Annotated in this window: 16 protein-coding genes and 6 tRNA genes; 13 read left to right on the forward strand and 9 right to left on the reverse strand. The window is 71.5% G+C overall.

Annotation, left to right across the window (positions count from 1 at the left end; genetic code table 11):
* The first annotated feature begins 137 nt into the window (after positions 1–137).
* Both cobA and ACN6LB_RS24480 read left to right on the forward strand, forming a co-directional pair.
* The gene (cobA, locus tag ACN6LB_RS24475; protein WP_445027790.1) at positions 138–1370 is read left to right on the forward strand and encodes a uroporphyrinogen-III C-methyltransferase; all 1233 of its coding nucleotides are present in this window, start codon (positions 138–140) and stop codon (positions 1368–1370) included.
* Between the two features lie 64 nt (positions 1371–1434).
* A complete protein-coding gene (locus ACN6LB_RS24480; protein WP_356134699.1) occupies positions 1435–2253 on the forward strand; it encodes a TrmH family RNA methyltransferase in 819 nt (272 codons plus the stop codon).
* Here the strand turns inward: ACN6LB_RS24480 and ACN6LB_RS24485 are convergent.
* Entirely contained in the window at positions 2250–3530 is a 1281-nt protein-coding gene (locus ACN6LB_RS24485; protein ID WP_445027837.1) for a protein kinase domain-containing protein, read from the reverse strand. The two genes, ACN6LB_RS24480 and ACN6LB_RS24485, sit on opposite strands and share 4 nt — an antisense overlap.
* 196 nt (positions 3531–3726) lie before the next feature.
* On the opposite strand from ACN6LB_RS24485, the gene ACN6LB_RS24490 reads away from it, so the two are divergent.
* From ACN6LB_RS24490 to ACN6LB_RS24505, 4 genes are all read left to right on the forward strand, one after another.
* Positions 3727–4002 carry a hypothetical protein gene (locus ACN6LB_RS24490; RefSeq protein ID WP_356147964.1) on the forward strand — a complete coding sequence of 92 codons (276 nt, stop codon included), beginning with the start codon at positions 3727–3729 and terminating at the stop codon, positions 4000–4002.
* 219 nt (positions 4003–4221) lie between these two features.
* A complete protein-coding gene (locus tag ACN6LB_RS24495) occupies positions 4222–4437 on the forward strand; it encodes a hypothetical protein (protein ID WP_445027791.1) in 216 nt (71 codons plus the stop codon).
* 280 nt (positions 4438–4717) lie between these two features.
* Positions 4718–5662, forward strand: coding sequence for an aminoglycoside phosphotransferase family protein (locus tag ACN6LB_RS24500; RefSeq protein ID WP_445027792.1), 945 nt, complete (start codon positions 4718–4720; stop codon positions 5660–5662).
* 74 nt (positions 5663–5736) lie between these two features.
* Positions 5737–6036, forward strand: coding sequence for a TFIIB-type zinc ribbon-containing protein (locus ACN6LB_RS24505; RefSeq protein ID WP_356147955.1), 300 nt, complete (start codon positions 5737–5739; stop codon positions 6034–6036).
* Positions 6037–6140: 104 nt separating this feature from the next.
* Here ACN6LB_RS24505 and ACN6LB_RS24510 read toward each other — a convergent pair.
* The 5 genes from ACN6LB_RS24510 to ACN6LB_RS24530 form a co-directional block, all read right to left on the reverse strand.
* A tRNA-Val gene (locus ACN6LB_RS24510) sits at positions 6141–6212 on the reverse strand.
* A gap of 39 nt (positions 6213–6251) precedes the next feature.
* A tRNA-Val gene (locus ACN6LB_RS24515) sits at positions 6252–6323 on the reverse strand.
* A 35-nt stretch (positions 6324–6358) separates the two neighbouring features.
* Positions 6359–6430, reverse strand: a tRNA-Val gene (locus ACN6LB_RS24520).
* A gap of 1 nt (position 6431) precedes the next feature.
* A tRNA-Cys gene (locus ACN6LB_RS24525) sits at positions 6432–6505 on the reverse strand.
* A 39-nt stretch (positions 6506–6544) separates the two neighbouring features.
* Positions 6545–6617: transfer RNA gene (locus ACN6LB_RS24530), tRNA-Gly, on the reverse strand.
* A gap of 156 nt (positions 6618–6773) precedes the next feature.
* On the opposite strand from ACN6LB_RS24530, the gene ACN6LB_RS24535 reads away from it, so the two are divergent.
* The 3 genes from ACN6LB_RS24535 (at position 6774) to ACN6LB_RS24545 (ending at position 9681) form a co-directional block, all read left to right on the forward strand.
* Entirely contained in the window at positions 6774–7934 is a 1161-nt protein-coding gene (locus tag ACN6LB_RS24535) for a chorismate-binding protein (protein WP_445027793.1), read from the forward strand.
* A complete protein-coding gene (locus ACN6LB_RS24540) occupies positions 7931–8752 on the forward strand; it encodes an aminotransferase class IV (RefSeq protein WP_445027794.1) in 822 nt (273 codons plus the stop codon). Before ACN6LB_RS24535 ends, ACN6LB_RS24540 begins: the two co-directional genes overlap by 4 nt.
* 104 nt (positions 8753–8856) lie before the next feature.
* Entirely contained in the window at positions 8857–9681 is an 825-nt protein-coding gene (locus tag ACN6LB_RS24545; RefSeq protein ID WP_445027795.1) for a GNAT family N-acetyltransferase, read from the forward strand.
* Positions 9682–9728: 47 nt separating this feature from the next.
* Here the strand turns inward: ACN6LB_RS24545 and ACN6LB_RS24550 are convergent, their stop codons facing one another.
* Complete coding sequence (locus tag ACN6LB_RS24550; protein ID WP_445027796.1) at positions 9729–10259, reverse strand: DsbA family protein; 531 nt, start codon at positions 10257–10259, stop codon at positions 9729–9731.
* 209 nt (positions 10260–10468) lie between these two features.
* On the opposite strand from ACN6LB_RS24550, the gene ACN6LB_RS24555 reads away from it, so the two are divergent.
* Together ACN6LB_RS24555 and ACN6LB_RS24560 are read left to right on the forward strand one after the other, a co-directional pair.
* Positions 10469–10912, forward strand: coding sequence for a hypothetical protein (locus ACN6LB_RS24555; RefSeq protein ID WP_445027797.1), 444 nt, complete (start codon positions 10469–10471; stop codon positions 10910–10912).
* Between the two features lie 300 nt (positions 10913–11212).
* A complete protein-coding gene (locus ACN6LB_RS24560) occupies positions 11213–11365 on the forward strand; it encodes a hypothetical protein (protein WP_356147937.1) in 153 nt (50 codons plus the stop codon).
* Between the two features lie 78 nt (positions 11366–11443).
* Here the strand turns inward: ACN6LB_RS24560 and ACN6LB_RS24565 are convergent, their stop codons facing one another.
* Together ACN6LB_RS24565 and ACN6LB_RS24570 are read right to left on the reverse strand one after the other, a co-directional pair.
* Complete coding sequence (locus tag ACN6LB_RS24565; RefSeq protein WP_445027798.1) at positions 11444–12001, reverse strand: CGNR zinc finger domain-containing protein; 558 nt, start codon at positions 11999–12001, stop codon at positions 11444–11446.
* Positions 12002–12275: 274 nt separating this feature from the next.
* On the reverse strand, positions 12276–12689 hold the full coding sequence (locus ACN6LB_RS24570; protein WP_003959770.1) for an SsgA family sporulation/cell division regulator: 414 nt from the start codon (positions 12687–12689) through the stop codon (positions 12276–12278).
* Between the two features lie 191 nt (positions 12690–12880).
* Between ACN6LB_RS24570 and ACN6LB_RS24575 the strand changes: the two genes are divergently transcribed.
* Positions 12881–13363: a TIGR02611 family protein gene (locus tag ACN6LB_RS24575; RefSeq protein WP_445027799.1), complete on the forward strand. Its 483-nt coding sequence runs from the start codon at positions 12881–12883 to the stop codon at positions 13361–13363.
* Positions 13364–13435: 72 nt separating this feature from the next.
* A tRNA-Val gene (locus tag ACN6LB_RS24580) sits at positions 13436–13507 on the forward strand.
* Positions 13508–14593: the final 1086 nt, after the last annotated feature.

The raw sequence follows: 14593 nt of genomic DNA on the forward strand, positions 1-14593 counted from the left end.
CGCGGGGTGGGCCGGGTGGGCGTTGCTGCGCGCCCCCCACCCCCGCCGTACGCTGGATCCACGTCTAAAATCCGCACGTCAGGGCAGCTCCAGAGCCGTAGCGCCCACCGCACGCCTGTACGAGGAGCCGCACCTCCATGGCTGAACACCCCGCCTACCCCGTAGGCCTCCGCCTCACCGGCCGCCGAGTGGTCGTCCTCGGCGGCGGCCAGGTCGCCCAACGCCGCCTCCCGGCGCTCATCGCGGCCGGGGCGGACGTCCACCTCGTCTCCCCGCAGGCCACTCCCTCGGTCGAGGCCATGGCGGACGCGGGCGAGATCACCTGGATCAGGCGCCCGTACGAGGACGGTGACCTCGCCGAGGCCTGGTACGCGCTCATCGCCACTGCTGACACCGCGGCCAACACCGCGGCCTCCGCCGAGGCGGAGCGCCACCGCGTGTGGTGCGTGCGCTCCGACGACGCCGACGCGGCCACCGCCTGGACCCCCGCGACCGGCCACAGCGAGGGCGTGACCGTCGCCGTCCTCACCACGGACGCCCGGGGACGCGACCCGCGCCACACCGCCGCGATCCGTGACGCCGTCGTCGAGGGCCTGCGCGACGGCACCCTGGTCGCCCCGCACCACCGCACCCGCACCTCAGGCGTGGCCCTGGTCGGCGGCGGCCCCGGTGACCCGGACCTGATCACGGTCCGCGGTCGCCGCCTCCTCGCCGAGGCCGACGTGGTCATCGCCGACCGGCTCGGCCCGCGCGACCTGCTCGCCGAACTCCCGCCGCATGTCGAGGTGATCGACGCGGCGAAGATCCCGTACGGCCGGTTCATGGCCCAGGAGGCCATCAACAACGCGCTGATCGAGCACGCCAAACAGGGCAAGTCGGTGGTCCGCCTCAAGGGCGGTGACCCCTTCGTCTTCGGCCGCGGCATGGAGGAGATCCACGCGCTCGCCGAGGCGGGCATCCCCTGCACGGTGGTCCCCGGCATCTCCAGCTCGATCTCGGTGCCGGGCGCGGCCGGCATCCCGGTCACGCACCGCGGGGTCGCCCACGAGTTCACGGTGGTCAGCGGCCATGTTGCGCCCGACGACGAACGCTCGCTGGTCGACTGGCCGTCGCTGGCGAAGCTCACCGGCACGCTGGTGATCCTCATGGGCGTCGACAAGATCGGCAGGATCGCCGAGACGCTGGTGGCGCACGGCAAGTCGCCCGACACCCCCGTCGCCCTGGTGCAGGAGGGCACGACCGCCGCGCAGCGCCGGGTCGACGCCACCCTCGCGACGGTCGCCGAAACCGTACGCGCCGAGGACGTGCGGCCCCCGGCCGTCATCGTCATCGGTCCGGTCGTGACCGTAGGGCCGGCGGCTTCCGCGTAACCCCGGGTAACCCGACCCGTTCCCAGCCGTTGGCACCACACCCAGGACAAGGCAGTATCACCCTGTGGCCGATCTCATCACCGTTGAGGACCCCGACGACCCGCGCCTGAGCGACTACACGGGCCTGACCGACGTGGAGCTGCGCCGCAAGCGCGAACCCGCCGAGGGACTGTTCATCGCCGAGGGCGAGAAGGTCATCAGACGGGCCAAGGACGCCGGGTACGAGATGCGCTCGATGCTGCTGTCCGCCAAGTGGGTCGATGTCATGCGCGACGTCATCGACGAACTCCCGGCGCCGGTGTACGCCGTCAGCCCGGAGCTCGCCGAACGCGTGACCGGCTACCACGTGCACCGCGGCGCGCTCGCCTCGATGCAGCGCAAGCCGCTGCCGACCGCGGACGAACTCCTGGCGACCGCCCGCCGCGTCGTCGTCATGGAGTCGGTCAACGACCACACCAACATCGGTGCGATTTTCCGCTCGGCGGCCGCCCTCGGCATGGACGCGGTCCTGCTGTCGCCCGACTGCGCGGACCCGCTGTACCGCCGCTCCGTGAAGGTGTCCATGGGCGCCGTCTTCTCGGTCCCGTACGCCCGTCTCGACTCCTGGCCGAGAAGCCTGGAAGCGGTCCGCGACGCCGGCTTCTGCCTCCTCGCCCTCACCCCCGACGAGAAGGCGAAGTCCCTCGACGAGGCGGCCCCGCACCGCATGGACCGGGTGGCCCTGATGCTCGGCGCGGAAGGCGACGGCCTGTCCACCCGCGCCCTGATGGCCGCGGACGAATGGGTCCGCATCCCGATGGCCCACGGAGTCGACTCGCTCAACGTGGGCGCGGCCGCCGCGGTCGCGTTCTACGCGGTGGCGACGGGCCGCCCACAGGCCTAACCCTTCTGCTGGCCCTGTCCCTGCCGGGTGTCCGGCTGCGTCTGTCGCACGTCCTTGCGTACGTCGTCGCCGCCCAGTCCGCGCGCCGGGCCCTGGCATCCCTGAGCCGCCGCGATGCCGAGGGCCACCAGCAGCGTCACGACCACGAACACGAAGAGGCGCTGGCGCAGCAGCCGCGGGTTCGCGGGCCGCCGCCCGGTCCCGGTCGTCCGCGGCGCCGAACGCCCCGTGCCACTGCGCGGCGCCGGCCGGTTGCCCGACCGCGTGGTGTTCCGCGCGGGCGCCGGACGCGCGCCGGACCGCGGGCCGGTGCCCGTACTGCCGGTCCGCGGCGGGGGAGTGCCCTGCGGACGCCGCTGGGTGCGCTGCTCCGCGTACTGCTCGGCCAGCCGTCCCGAGGGCCGGTCCGGATCGTTGCGCTGCGCCGGCGGTCGGGCCTCCGTGATGCCCTGCGCCTCGCGGGCCGCGATCTCCTTGAGCCGCAGCGACAGTTGGAGCGTGCTCGGTCGCTCCTCGGGGTCCTTGGCGAGACAGGCGCGGACGAGGGGCGCGAGCGCGTCGGGCACGTCCTGCAGATGCGGCTCCTCGTGCACCACCCGGTACAGCATCACTTCGGAACTGCCGTGCCCGAAGGGCGAGTCGGCGGTCGCCGCGTACGCGAGCGTGGCACCGAGCGAGAAGACGTCCGTGGCCGGGGTGACGGTGGCCCCGCGGACCTGCTCGGGTGCGAGGAACCCCGGCGACCCGACGGCCGTACCCACGTGCGTGAGCGTGGACGCCCCGGTCGCCCAGGCGATGCCGAAGTCGATGATCCGCGGCCCCTTCGGGGACAGCAGGATGTTGGACGGCTTCAGGTCACGGTGCACGACACCGGCCTCGTGCACGGCGACGAGGCCCTCGGAGAGGGCGGCCCCCACGGCGGCGACATCGGCTGCCGACAGGGGTCCCTCCTCGGCGACCTTGTCGTGCAGGGAGGGCCCGGGAACGTACTGCGTGGCGAACCACGGACGGTCCGCGTCCAGATCCGCGGCCACCAGCCGCGCCGTGCACCCGCCCCTGATCCGCCGGGCCGCCGAGACCTCGCGCGCGAACCGCGACCGGAACTCCTGATCCTCCGCCAGATCCGGCCTGATCACCTTCAGGGCGACCCGCTGGCCACGACGGTCGGAGCCCAGGTAGACCACGCCCATCCCACCCGCGCCGAGTCGCCTGTGAAGCCTGAACGAGCCGACGACACGCGGGTCCTCGCGCCTCAGGCGCATCATCGCCATGTCCATCCCCGCTGCCCGGTCCGTTTGACGAGCCACAGCTTACGTTTCCGCGGCTGGCGGCGTGCATAGGCCGCGCCCTCTCGTCCCGATCGATTGTCAGTGCCGGGTGGGAAACTTGAAAGGTGGTCAGGGAGCCTGTGAACAGGACGGTTTTGCGCTGCCTGTGCTCCCAACCACCCGTCGCAGAAGGGGGATTGAACCCGTGAAGGGTGACCGTGTGGAGATAGTCGTGGACGCCGGTGACACGACACGTACCTACGAGGTGGTGGCGAGCAGGGCGGGCCGCCGGGTGGAGACGGCGGTCCGCCGAGGTGTGGTGGAAGTGAGCGAAGTCACCCGAAGCGGATCAGTGGTGCGCACCGCCCGCTTCATGGCGACCCGAGTGCTGGCGCTGGTCGAGCAACCGATCCCCAGGGAGGACAGCTCGGAACAGTCGGGGCACACCGGACGCCCCTTCCGGGAAGACCCTGAGACCTAGGTCTCCATCTCCACCCAGGGGAGTACATCGCAGGTCATAGCTCATCCTCCGGGAGGCCAGGCAAGCGGTACGAGGGCATGACGACCCAGGTTCGCCGCGCCCCTACATTTGAGGTCAAGCGGCGGGTGCAGCACTCGTCCCCCGAGGTCAGACACCCGCCGCTGCCAACCACAACAGAAGCTGAGCGGCTCCCCGGAGCCGCTCGCCAGGAGAGGGACCATGGCTCACACGGCACCGCGGACAGCGATCCGCACGCAGGGACGCAAGGCGTACACCGTCGCGTTCGGCACCCGCCGCGCGAGCCAGGGCCCCCGTCACCCACTGGTGGCGACCGCGATGGTCCTCCCCCTGGCGGCCCTGCTCGTAGTCGTCTTCGGCGGCTGGGACGCAGTGGTCACACAAGCGTCGTCCGTGGGCGTGATGCTGGGGCGCTGAGCGGCGCCCCAGGCCCGGAAGAGCGGTCCGGGCGGGGACATCCGGCCATGAAACCCCGTGGGGACGGGGGTGCGGCGGACGGCAAAAAATGCCCGCGCAGCTGGGGAGCTGCGCGGGCATTGCCGTTTTTTGCACGCCCCCTTGCGCCTAAACCGGCGCCGCTTTCGCGGACCAAATTGCTCGCCGTTGGGGTTGCTCAATTGATGGTTGGGGTGCGTGGGGGGATTTTTGGTGTGGGGCGGGGTGCGTAGGCTCGCTGAGAACATGACGAGGGGGAGCCATGACCGCAGATGTGCTGTTGCCTGCGCTGGCCGCCAAGGTGCGCGTGGCAGCCCATCCGGCGGCCACTGCCTGCGCGCACGCCGACGGGGTTCTTGCCGACAGGCCGGACGGCACTGTCGTACGGCATGCCGGGACCGTCGCCAAGGCCCACGGTCCCGGCACGGACGCCGGGGAACTCTCCCAGCGGCTGGCCGTCGCCGCGCACCCGGAGCTGTCCGGAGTCCTCCTGCCCCCGCTGCGCCCCGAGCCCGTCGAACTGCACGGACGGCTGGTGACCTTCTGGCCGTACGGCGTTCCCGTCGACCCCGAACATCCCGAGGCGGCGCCCTGGGAGGCCGCGGGCGGTCTGCTGGCCCGTCTGCACCGGGCGCCCGTGCCGCGGGGGCTGCCGCCGATGCGGGGCCCCCTCAAGGCGGCCCGGGCGATCGCCCGGCTGCGGGCGGCGGGGCCGCACTCCGGTGCCGACCCGGTGCTGCGCGCCTGGGCCGGCCTGCCCGCCTGGGCCCGCGCCGAGGCTCCGATGCCCGACGCGTCCGCGGCCCTGTGCCACGGCGACCTCCACCTCGGCCAGCTCGTACGCCGGCCCGAGCCGGCCGGGGCCTGGCTGCTCATCGACGTGGACGACCTGGGCGTGGGCGTCCCCGCCTGGGACCTGGCCCGCCCCGCGGCCTGGTACGCCTGCGGCCTGCTCCCGCCCGACGACTGGACCCGCTTCCTGACCGCCTACCGGCGGCAGGGCGGCCCCGCCGTGCCCGCCGACGGGGACCCGTGGCCCGCCCTCGATGTCGCCGCCCGCGCGCTCACGGTGCAGACCGCAGCCCTGGCGATCGCCAAGTCCGTCGCGGCCGGCCGCCCGTTGGACGAGGTGGAGCAGGCCGTGGTGGACGCCTGCGACCGAATGGCTGCCCTCCCGGCGGAGTTGGCCCGGGGCAATGCGACGTAGGGTGCAACCGACCGAGGCCAGGTGGAGTCTGTCCTGGCGGAAGCAGTACCGACCGGCGAGGAGTTGAGCCGAGCATGCAGTGTCCGAAGTGCCATGCGCCGATGCACACGTACAACCGCAATGGCGTCCAGATCGAGCAGTGCAGCGGCTGCCGCGGAATCTTTCTCGACTACGGCGAGCTGGAGGCGCTGACCCGGGTGGAGTCCCAGTGGTCGCAGCCCGCGCCGCCGCCCCAGGCCCCGCAGGCCTACCCCTCCGCTCCCGCGCCCGCCTGGGGCGCCCCGCAGCACGGCGGACACGGCGGCGGCCACTACGGCGGACACGGCGGCCACCAGCGCCACAAGAGCTTCGGCCACATGCTCTTCTCGTCCTGAGCCGAGGGCTCCTCCCGAACAAAGGGGGGAGCCCTTCTCCGTGTCTTCGGGCCGACGCACGACGAAGCCCCCGACCGTACGAGACGGTCGGGGGCTTCGGTGGGTGCGCGATACTGGGATTGAACCAGTGACCTCTTCCGTGTCAGGGAAGCGCTCTCCCGCTGAGCTAATCGCGCAGGTCACGCGGCCTGAGCCACGCTCACTGCTGTACTGCGTGCGCGATACTGGGATTGAACCAGTGACCTCTTCCGTGTCAGGGAAGCGCTCTCCCGCTGAGCTAATCGCGCGGGCTCGGATCTGCCGTACTGGCTGGAAGATCCAGTGGACGATACTGGGATTGAACCAGTGACCTCTTCCGTGTCAGGGAAGCGCTCTCCCGCTGAGCTAATCGTCCTTGGAGGTGGAGACGGGATTTGAACCCGTGTAGACGGCTTTGCAGGCCGTTGCCTCGCCTCTCGGCCACTCCACCAGGAGCGTAGGGGTTCGGGAAGATCCCCCACTTCCTGCGAGCGGACGACCAGGTTCGAACTGGCGACCTCAACCTTGGCAAGGTTGCGCTCTACCAACTGAGCTACGTCCGCTTGTCGGTTCCGTTCCGCTTGCGCGTCGCGGCGACGTGTTGAACTCTAGCGGATTCCGGGGCCAGTACAAAAACGCGTTTGTGCAGCGTGCTGCGGTGCGTCCACCGAACGACATGGTCAGGGCACCTGCAGGTCACCCGCCCTAGACTCGACTGCGTGCTCGACCTCCCTCCTCTCGCCCGTTTCGGCGGCCTCGTCGCCACCGGCCTCATCGATGTCACCAGCGATCCCGCGGCCCTGGACTCCACCGGCTTCTGGGCCGTTGCCGCCGACTTCGAGGGCCGTCTGACGTGCGCACGCTTCCAGGACGTACGGCGGGAGCCGGTGCCCGCCCCGGTGCCCGGGAGGTGGCGGGGGCCCGCCGTCGATGACTGGAAGTCGTCCCTCGACCGCGCCGCGTACACCGCGGGCGTACGCCGTATCCGCGAGCACATCGCGGCCGGCGAGGTCTACCAGGCGAACCTCTGCCGGGTGCTGACCGCACCCGTGGCGCCCGACGCCGACGTGGACGCCCTCACCGCACTGCTGGCCCGCGGCAACCCGGCACCGTACGCCGGAACGATTCGCCTGCCCGGGCACGGCGTCGAGACGGCCACCGCCTCTCCCGAACTCTTCCTGCGGGTCGACGGCCGCGTCGTCGAGTCCGGCCCGATCAAGGGCACCGGCCGGACCGAGGCGGACCTGCTGGACAAGGACTACGCCGAGAACGTGATGATCGTGGACCTCGTCCGCAACGACATCGGACGGGTCTGCGCCACCGGCAGCGTCAGCGTGCCCGACCTGTGCGTGGTCGAGAAGCACCCGGGACTGGTCCACCTCGTCTCCACGGTCCGCGGCGAACTCCGCGCCGACGCGGGCTGGCCGGAGCTCCTCGACGCGGCCTTCCCGCCCGGGTCCGTCACCGGCGCCCCGAAGTCCAGCGCCCTGCGGATCATCGCGGAGCTGGAGACGGCTCCCCGCGGCCCGTACTGCGGCGGCATCGGCTGGGTCGACGCCGACCGCGGAACCGGCGAGCTGGCCGTCGGCATCCGTACCTTCTGGATCGACCGGGCGGAGGGCGTCCTGCGCTTCGGTACGGGAGCCGGCATCACCTGGGGCTCCGACCCCGAGGGGGAGTGGCGGGAGACCGAGCTGAAGGCGGCGCGGCTGCTCGCGGTAGCGTCGGGTGCGTACGAGGCAGCCGACGGGAACCGCACGTCCGGTGCCCTCCCGGGGGACGCCCTGTCCACCGGCGGCTCCGCCGCGGGATGGACCCCCGGCCGAAAGGACATGTCGGACGAAGCGTCCGGCACTCTCTCGCGAGGTGAAACGCAGTGAAGGTCTGGCTCGACGGCGGGCTGCAGGACATCGAGACCGCCCGCGTCTCCGTCTTCGACCACGGGCTGACCGTGGGCGACGGCATCTTCGAGACCGTGAAGGCGGTCCACGGGCGGCCGTTCGCGCTGACCCGGCACCTCGACCGGCTGGCCCGCTCCGCGCACGGCCTCGGGCTGCCCGAGCCCGACGCCGACGAGGTGCGCCGCGCCTGCGCCGCCGTTCTGGAGGCCAACCCCGTGCCGCTGGGCCGGCTGCGGATCACCTTCACCGGCGGCCACGGCCCGCTCGGCTCCGACCGCGGCGAGCACGGCCCGACGCTCGTCGTCGCCCTCGGAGAGTCCGCCCGGCGCCCCGACTCCACCGCTGTGATCACCGTGCCGTGGACCCGCAACGAGCGCAGTGCCCTCACCGGCCTCAAGACCACCTCGTACGCCGAGAACGTCGTCGCCCTCGCCCGTGCCCGCGAACAGGGCGCCACCGAGGCGCTGTTCGCGAACACGGTCGGGCGGCTGTGCGAGGGCACGGGGTCGAACGTCTTCGTCGTCCTCGGCGGGGAGATCCACACCCCGCCCGTCGCCTCCGGCTGCCTCGCGGGCATCACGCGCGCACTCGCCGTCGAGTGGACGGGCGCCAAGGAGACCGACCTGCCGCTGGACGTCCTGGAGCGCGCCGACGAGGTCTTCCTGACGTCCACACTGCGCGATGTGCAGGGCGTGCACCGCGTCGACGGTCGCGCACTCCCGGGCGCGCCCGGCCCGGTGACCGCCAAGGCCATGCGGATCTTCGACGAGCGCAGCGGGGACGACCTCGACCCGTAGAACCCGTAGAACCCGTAGAACACCGGAATCCCGTAGGGCTCGGTGGATCGGATCCGCGGGAAATCCGGATGACGGCAGGCCGCCGGGCGGGTACAACACCCCTGATGACCACCACCCTGCGGCCGACCGAGCCGCTCCAGCACGCCGCCGACGGAACGCGTTCACGCCACTACCAGGTGTGCGTGAACAGTCGCCCCGTCGGCGCGATACACCTCGCCACGCGCCCGGTCCTCGGGCCGTCCGTGGCGGTGATCCGGGACATCCGCATCGAGGAGCCGGACCGGGGGCGCGGCCGGGGCACCGTCGCCGCGCTTGCCGCCGAGGAAGTGGCGCGCGGCTGGGGCTGCGAGCGGATCGAGATGTCGCTTCCGGCCGAGGCCGCGGCCGCGCTCGCGCTCTCCACGGCACTCGGTTACGTCCTGCGCAGTCGGTGGATGGAGAAGGCGCTCGGGGCGGTACCTCCCGCGCTGCCGGCCGGCAGCGTCGGGCGTCCCATGACGGAGGCCGAGTTCGTGCCCTGGGAGGCGCACGGCAGGGAGACCTACGCGCAGGACGCCATCGCGCGGGGTGTGCCCGCGGCCGAGGCGCACGCGAAGTCGCAGCGAGACCACGACGAACTGCTGCCGCGCGGCAGGGCCACGGAGAACATGCTGTTCAGCGTCCTGGAGCACGAAGGGACGGCGGTGGGCACCCTCTGGGTGGCGCTCGAAGACGAACGGGCCTTCGTCTTCGACGTCGAGGCCGACGCGGCGTTCCGCGGCCGGGGCCACGGCCGCGCGCTGATGCTGCTCGCGGAGGCCCAGGCGGTGACCGAGGGCAGGAACCGCATCGGCCTCAACGTCTTTTCGGGCAACACCCCGGCCGAGCGGCTCTATGAGTCGCTCGGCTACGAGACCACCACGCATCACCTGTACAAGTCGCTGCTCTGACGCCGTCGTCGGCGACGGCGGGGCGAACTGCGGTACGGCGGTACGGCTCAGGCTTTCTGGTCGGCTTCGGCGAGCAGGCGGTCGGCGATCTCCTCGATGCGCTCGCGCAGCCCTTGCTGACTCTTGCCGCCGTCCAGCCGCTCACCGCCGATGACGTACGTCGGTGTGCCGGTCACGCCGATGGCCTTGCCCTCGGCCTGGTCGGCGTCGACGATCAGGATGTGCCTGCCGTCGATCAGGGCCGTGTCGAACTCCTCGGCGTCCAGGCCGAGTTCACGGGCCACTTCGACAAGGAAGGGCTCTCCCTCGCGGTCCAGCTCCTCCACGCGGCCGAGCACCGCCTCGACGTACGGCCAGGCCTTCCCCTGCTCGGTGGCCTCCTCGGCGGCCTGCGCAGCGGCGAAGGCGTGCTTGTGCTTCTCCAGCGGGAAGTGCCGCAGCCGCAGTTCCAGCCGGTCGCCGTAGCGGGCGCGCAGGGCGCGGAGGTCGTCGAGTGCGCTGCGGCAGTCCGGGCACTGGAGCTCGCACCAGACGTCCAGGACGGGTGCGGCCGGGCGCGCGGGGGAGGAGTCGTTCATGGGTACCAGTCTCCCAGCCGGGGCGCGGGTGCCCCAACCGGGATCGCGGCCGCCGCGCTTTGGCTGCCGCCGACCGGCACCTGGGGAGGAGTCCGACCCGGAGATGTCCCTGAGGTCCGCCCGGGGCATGGCACACGGGGCGGGGCGCGGTGCAGGATGGAAGGGACGAACCGACCCGCTGCCCGACCGAGCCCTGCCTGGAGGACCGGATGATTGCCGAGACCGTCTGTTCCGCCGCCTCCGCGGCCGGCCTGGGCATTGCCGTGGTCACGGCCTACCGCAAGCGCTTCCTCGCGGCGGCCCGCATCGCCGCCTACTCGCTCGTGCCCGTCGGCCTGGTCATGACCGGTGTCGTCGGCTGGGCGGCCGACACGGCGTTCAGCCCGACCGCGTGGGCGGGCTTCGTCCTGCTCGGCGGAGCCTGGCTGCTGTTCATGACCACGAGGGCCGTGGAGCGGCGCAGCGGCGGCACACGCAAGGAACGCAGGGCGGCGAAGGCGGCTCAGCGCGAGGCGGTGGCCCCCGCGGCCTCCGCGCCCTCGCTGGGGCAGTCCGCGCGCCCGGCGACCCGGCCCGCGGCGTCACCCCGCCCCGCCAAGTCCGGGGACGACTTCACCGACATCGAAGCCATCCTGAAGAAGCACGGCATCTGACGGCGAGGACGACCGCGCGACGGACGGTCGAGATCGAGATGGTCTGACGCTACGGACGGTCGATACGGTCTGACCCGACGGACCGGCGAGACGATCCGACGCCACGGACGGTCGAGACGATCCGACGCCACGGACTGAAGCGATGCTCTGACGCGACGCACTGAAACGACACAGAGCGTCGGGTGAGCGCGCGCAAGCGATCACGTCTGATCCCGCTCTTCACGGATATTGGCGAACTCCCCGTCATTCCGCGCGTGTTGATCGCCTACGGGGTACTCCCTGCGTCATCATCGCCGCGAGATGCTGGACACAACACAGAGCGACACCGCCGCCCCTCCAGAGGAGCCGCGGGGTTGTCTCTTCGCCCTTTCCCAGCCACCGCTGATGATCTTCCTTGCGGTGATCGGCTGTCTGCTGCTCATGGCTTCGCTGCACGACCTGCTGCTGCTCTGAGACGTACGCGAACCCCCCGGCGCCACCCGCCGAGGGTTTCGTCGACACCCCCACGAGCCGGGCGGTCGTACGCCGGCTTCAGCCCGCCGCTTCCTTGCGTCGCGCCCGGTACGCGGCCACGTGCAACCGGTTTCCGCAGGTGCGGCTGTCGCAGTAGCGGCGCGACCTGTTGCGGGAGAGGTCGACGAAGGCGCGCCGGCAGTCGGGGGCCTCGCAGCGCCGAAGGCGCTCCTGCTCCCCGGCCACCACGAAGAAGGCCAGCGCCATCCCGCAGTCGGCCGCGAGGTGATCGGCGACGGAGGCGCCGGGCGCGAAGTAGTGCACATGCCAGTCGTAACCGTCGTGGTCGGTGAGGCGCGGTGTGGTCCCGGCCGCTGCGACCAGCTCGTTGATCAGCCCGGCGGCCGCGTGGGCGTCGGAGGCGGCGAAGACCTCGGCGAACAGGCCGCGGACCTTCCGTACGGCCGCGAGATCACGCTCCGCCAGCACCCCGACGTCACTGAAGTCATGCGTACGTACGAAATCCGCGAGGGACGCCACATCCGCGAGCCCGTCCGTCGTGTTGTCCTCCGGCACGGTGTTCACCAGATCCACCACGGCGTCTAGGGCGCACCGGGTGTCGTGGGTGATCAGCACGTTTCGCTCCCTGGCCTGGGGGGTCGGGCGGGCGCCCGCCGATGTTGGCCGATGGTAGTGGTTTCCCCGGGCCGGAGGACCGGCCGTCCGCTGGGCAGGGGCCGCCTCCGGCCAGGTGGCAGGCGCTGACACTTCCGGGCCCGGCACGGCCGCACACACCGGCGCCGCCTCCGCGGAAGTCCGCGGCGACGGCGCCGATGCGTGCCCTATGCGGTTGTCTGAGCCCGAGCCGTCTCCCCGAGTGGACGGCGCCGGGCGGCTCTGAGGTACCTCGCTAGCTCTCGGCGAGGATGTGGGAGAGCTCGGTGTCGAGATCGAAGTGCCGGTGTTCCGTGCCGGGTGGCACGGCGGCGTCCGTTCGCTTCAGGAAGGACTCCAGGGCCCGCGCAGGGGCCTCGAGCAGGGCTTCGCCCTCCGGGGAGCTCAGGGCGATGCATACGACGCCCTGGCCGTGGCTCCGGGACGGCCAGACTCGGACGTCGCCGGTACCGGTGGGCCGGTGCAGGCCCTCGGCGAGGAGGTCGCGGGCGAACACCCACTCGACGGTTTCCTCGGCTCCGGTGTGGAAGGTGGCGTGCACGGCGTAGGGATCGGCCGTGTCATACCGCAGTCCTGCGGGAACAGGCAGTGAGGACTCGCTCGACACAACGAGGCGCAGGTGCAGCTCGCAGCTGACCGTGGTGTTCATAAGCGCCAGGGCCTTTCGCTCAGTGTGCGCTCGGGGATTCGCACGTCGGCGAAATCGACATGCCACCTACGGTGCCGTTGTAAACCCCTCTGAGTGTTTTGCGTGTCTTTAGGTAGCTCATCCGGCCGAGAGTGCGTTCGTCGGATAGGGCCATTCCGGTGACTGGTTTCTCTCGGGTAGGGTTTGGTCGTATGAATACGGGGAGTGACGAGCCCGGCGAGGTCGCCGTGGCTTCGGATGGGACGAACGCCTTGGGGTCCGACGGGACAAACGCTGTGGGTTCTGACAGGACGAACACCGAGCGCGGGCTCGGTTCGCGAGCGCCGGAATTCATCAAGGCGAGCCGCGCTCTGCATCTGAGCTGGCAGGTGGGCGTTTTCGTCGTGGGCCTCGCGGTCGTGGCCGCGGGCGTGATCATGCTGCCGCTGCCCGGCCCCGGCTGGCTGGTGATCTTCGGCGGCATGGCGATCTGGGCCACCGAGTTCGTCTGGGCCCAGCTCGTGCTCCGCTGGACGAAACGCAAGGTCACCGAGGCGACCCAGCGGGCGCTCGACCCCCGGGTGCGGCGCCGCAACATCATTCTCACGACCATCGGCCTCGTGATCATCGCGGCTCTCATGGGCGTCTACGTCTGGAAGTTCGGCTTCGCCATGCCCTGGAACATCAAGGAGTGAGGACCCCCTCCGCCGGCCCTTCGCGCTGGTCGAACGCACCCTCTGACTTGGGGTAATGTTCTTCCTGCGCCCGGGCGATTAGCTCAGCGGGAGAGCGCTTCGTTCACACCGAAGAGGTCACTGGTTCGAACCCAGTATCGCCCACGTTGTCGATGGCGACCCATGTCCACGGAAAGCGTGGACCGGGTCGCCATCGTCGTTTCTGCGCGGCTTCGCCGCGCGCTGCGGGGGCTCCGCCACCCGCACCCCCTGCGCCGCGGGGATGGGGGCTTCTGGGCCGGGGGGATCCGGGGCTGAGGTGGGCCGGGGGGTGTGACCGCGAGCGTGTCGCTCCAAGGGGCCCTTGCTTGGCCGTGGCGTTCACAGGGCTGAGATGCGTGCTCGCGTCGCTCGTGAGTGCCGACAAGTGGCCTGTACGGCCGCTGGCGACGTCCTGCCTGGCCGACGCCTGAGGCTGCGACTGTGTGCCGGTGACCGGTACGGGCTTACGGCGGCTGTGGGCGGCGCTCGCGGCTGGTGAACGGTGGCGTACGTGCTGTCGCCTGTAGTGGCCCGCGTGGTGGGCGCACGTGGCATGTGCACTGCGGCCGGGGGCCGTTGACCGCTAAAGACTGCGGGCCGGCTGTGGCTCGCCTGACGGGCGCTTGTGGCCTGTGAACAGAGGTCTTTGTGCTGCCGGCCGTGGCGTGGGTTGTCGTTGGTTGTGGAGCCTGCCTGGTCGCGTGCGTGGCTTGTCGGCGGCGGCTAGTGGACGGTGCGGTCTGTGCGCCGTTGACCTGCCTGGGCTGACAGCGGCTGTGGCCCTCGTGGCCGGGTATGGCGGACTGTCGCTAGGGCCCTGCTGCGGCGACCGTCGCGCGCGCTGCCGCTGACAGTGGCCTGTGTGGCTCGCGCCGCGGTTCGTGTGGCCCCGCCGCGGCCCGCGGGCGACAACCCACGTTTCGGCGACCATCGCGCGCGGCCGCAGACATCAGCCGTGTGCCCGGCGCCGTGCCCAGTCGACGGCGATCCGCGGCTCATGCGACGGCGGCTCGCGGTCTGCGCGGAGCAGCCCGCCTGGCCGGCGCCCACGGCGTCCGGCTGCCGCTGACAGCACTCCGACCGCCGCCAACAGCAGCTCTCCGGAGGCCCGGTGACGTCCCGCCAGGTGACGTAGAAGTCCAGACGATGCCAGCGCGGATGAGATCCCGTCCAGGAAAGGTCTCCGCATCGCCACGGTGCCATCTTCCC

It is taken from the genome of Streptomyces sp. SAS_270, from assembly GCF_052543295.1.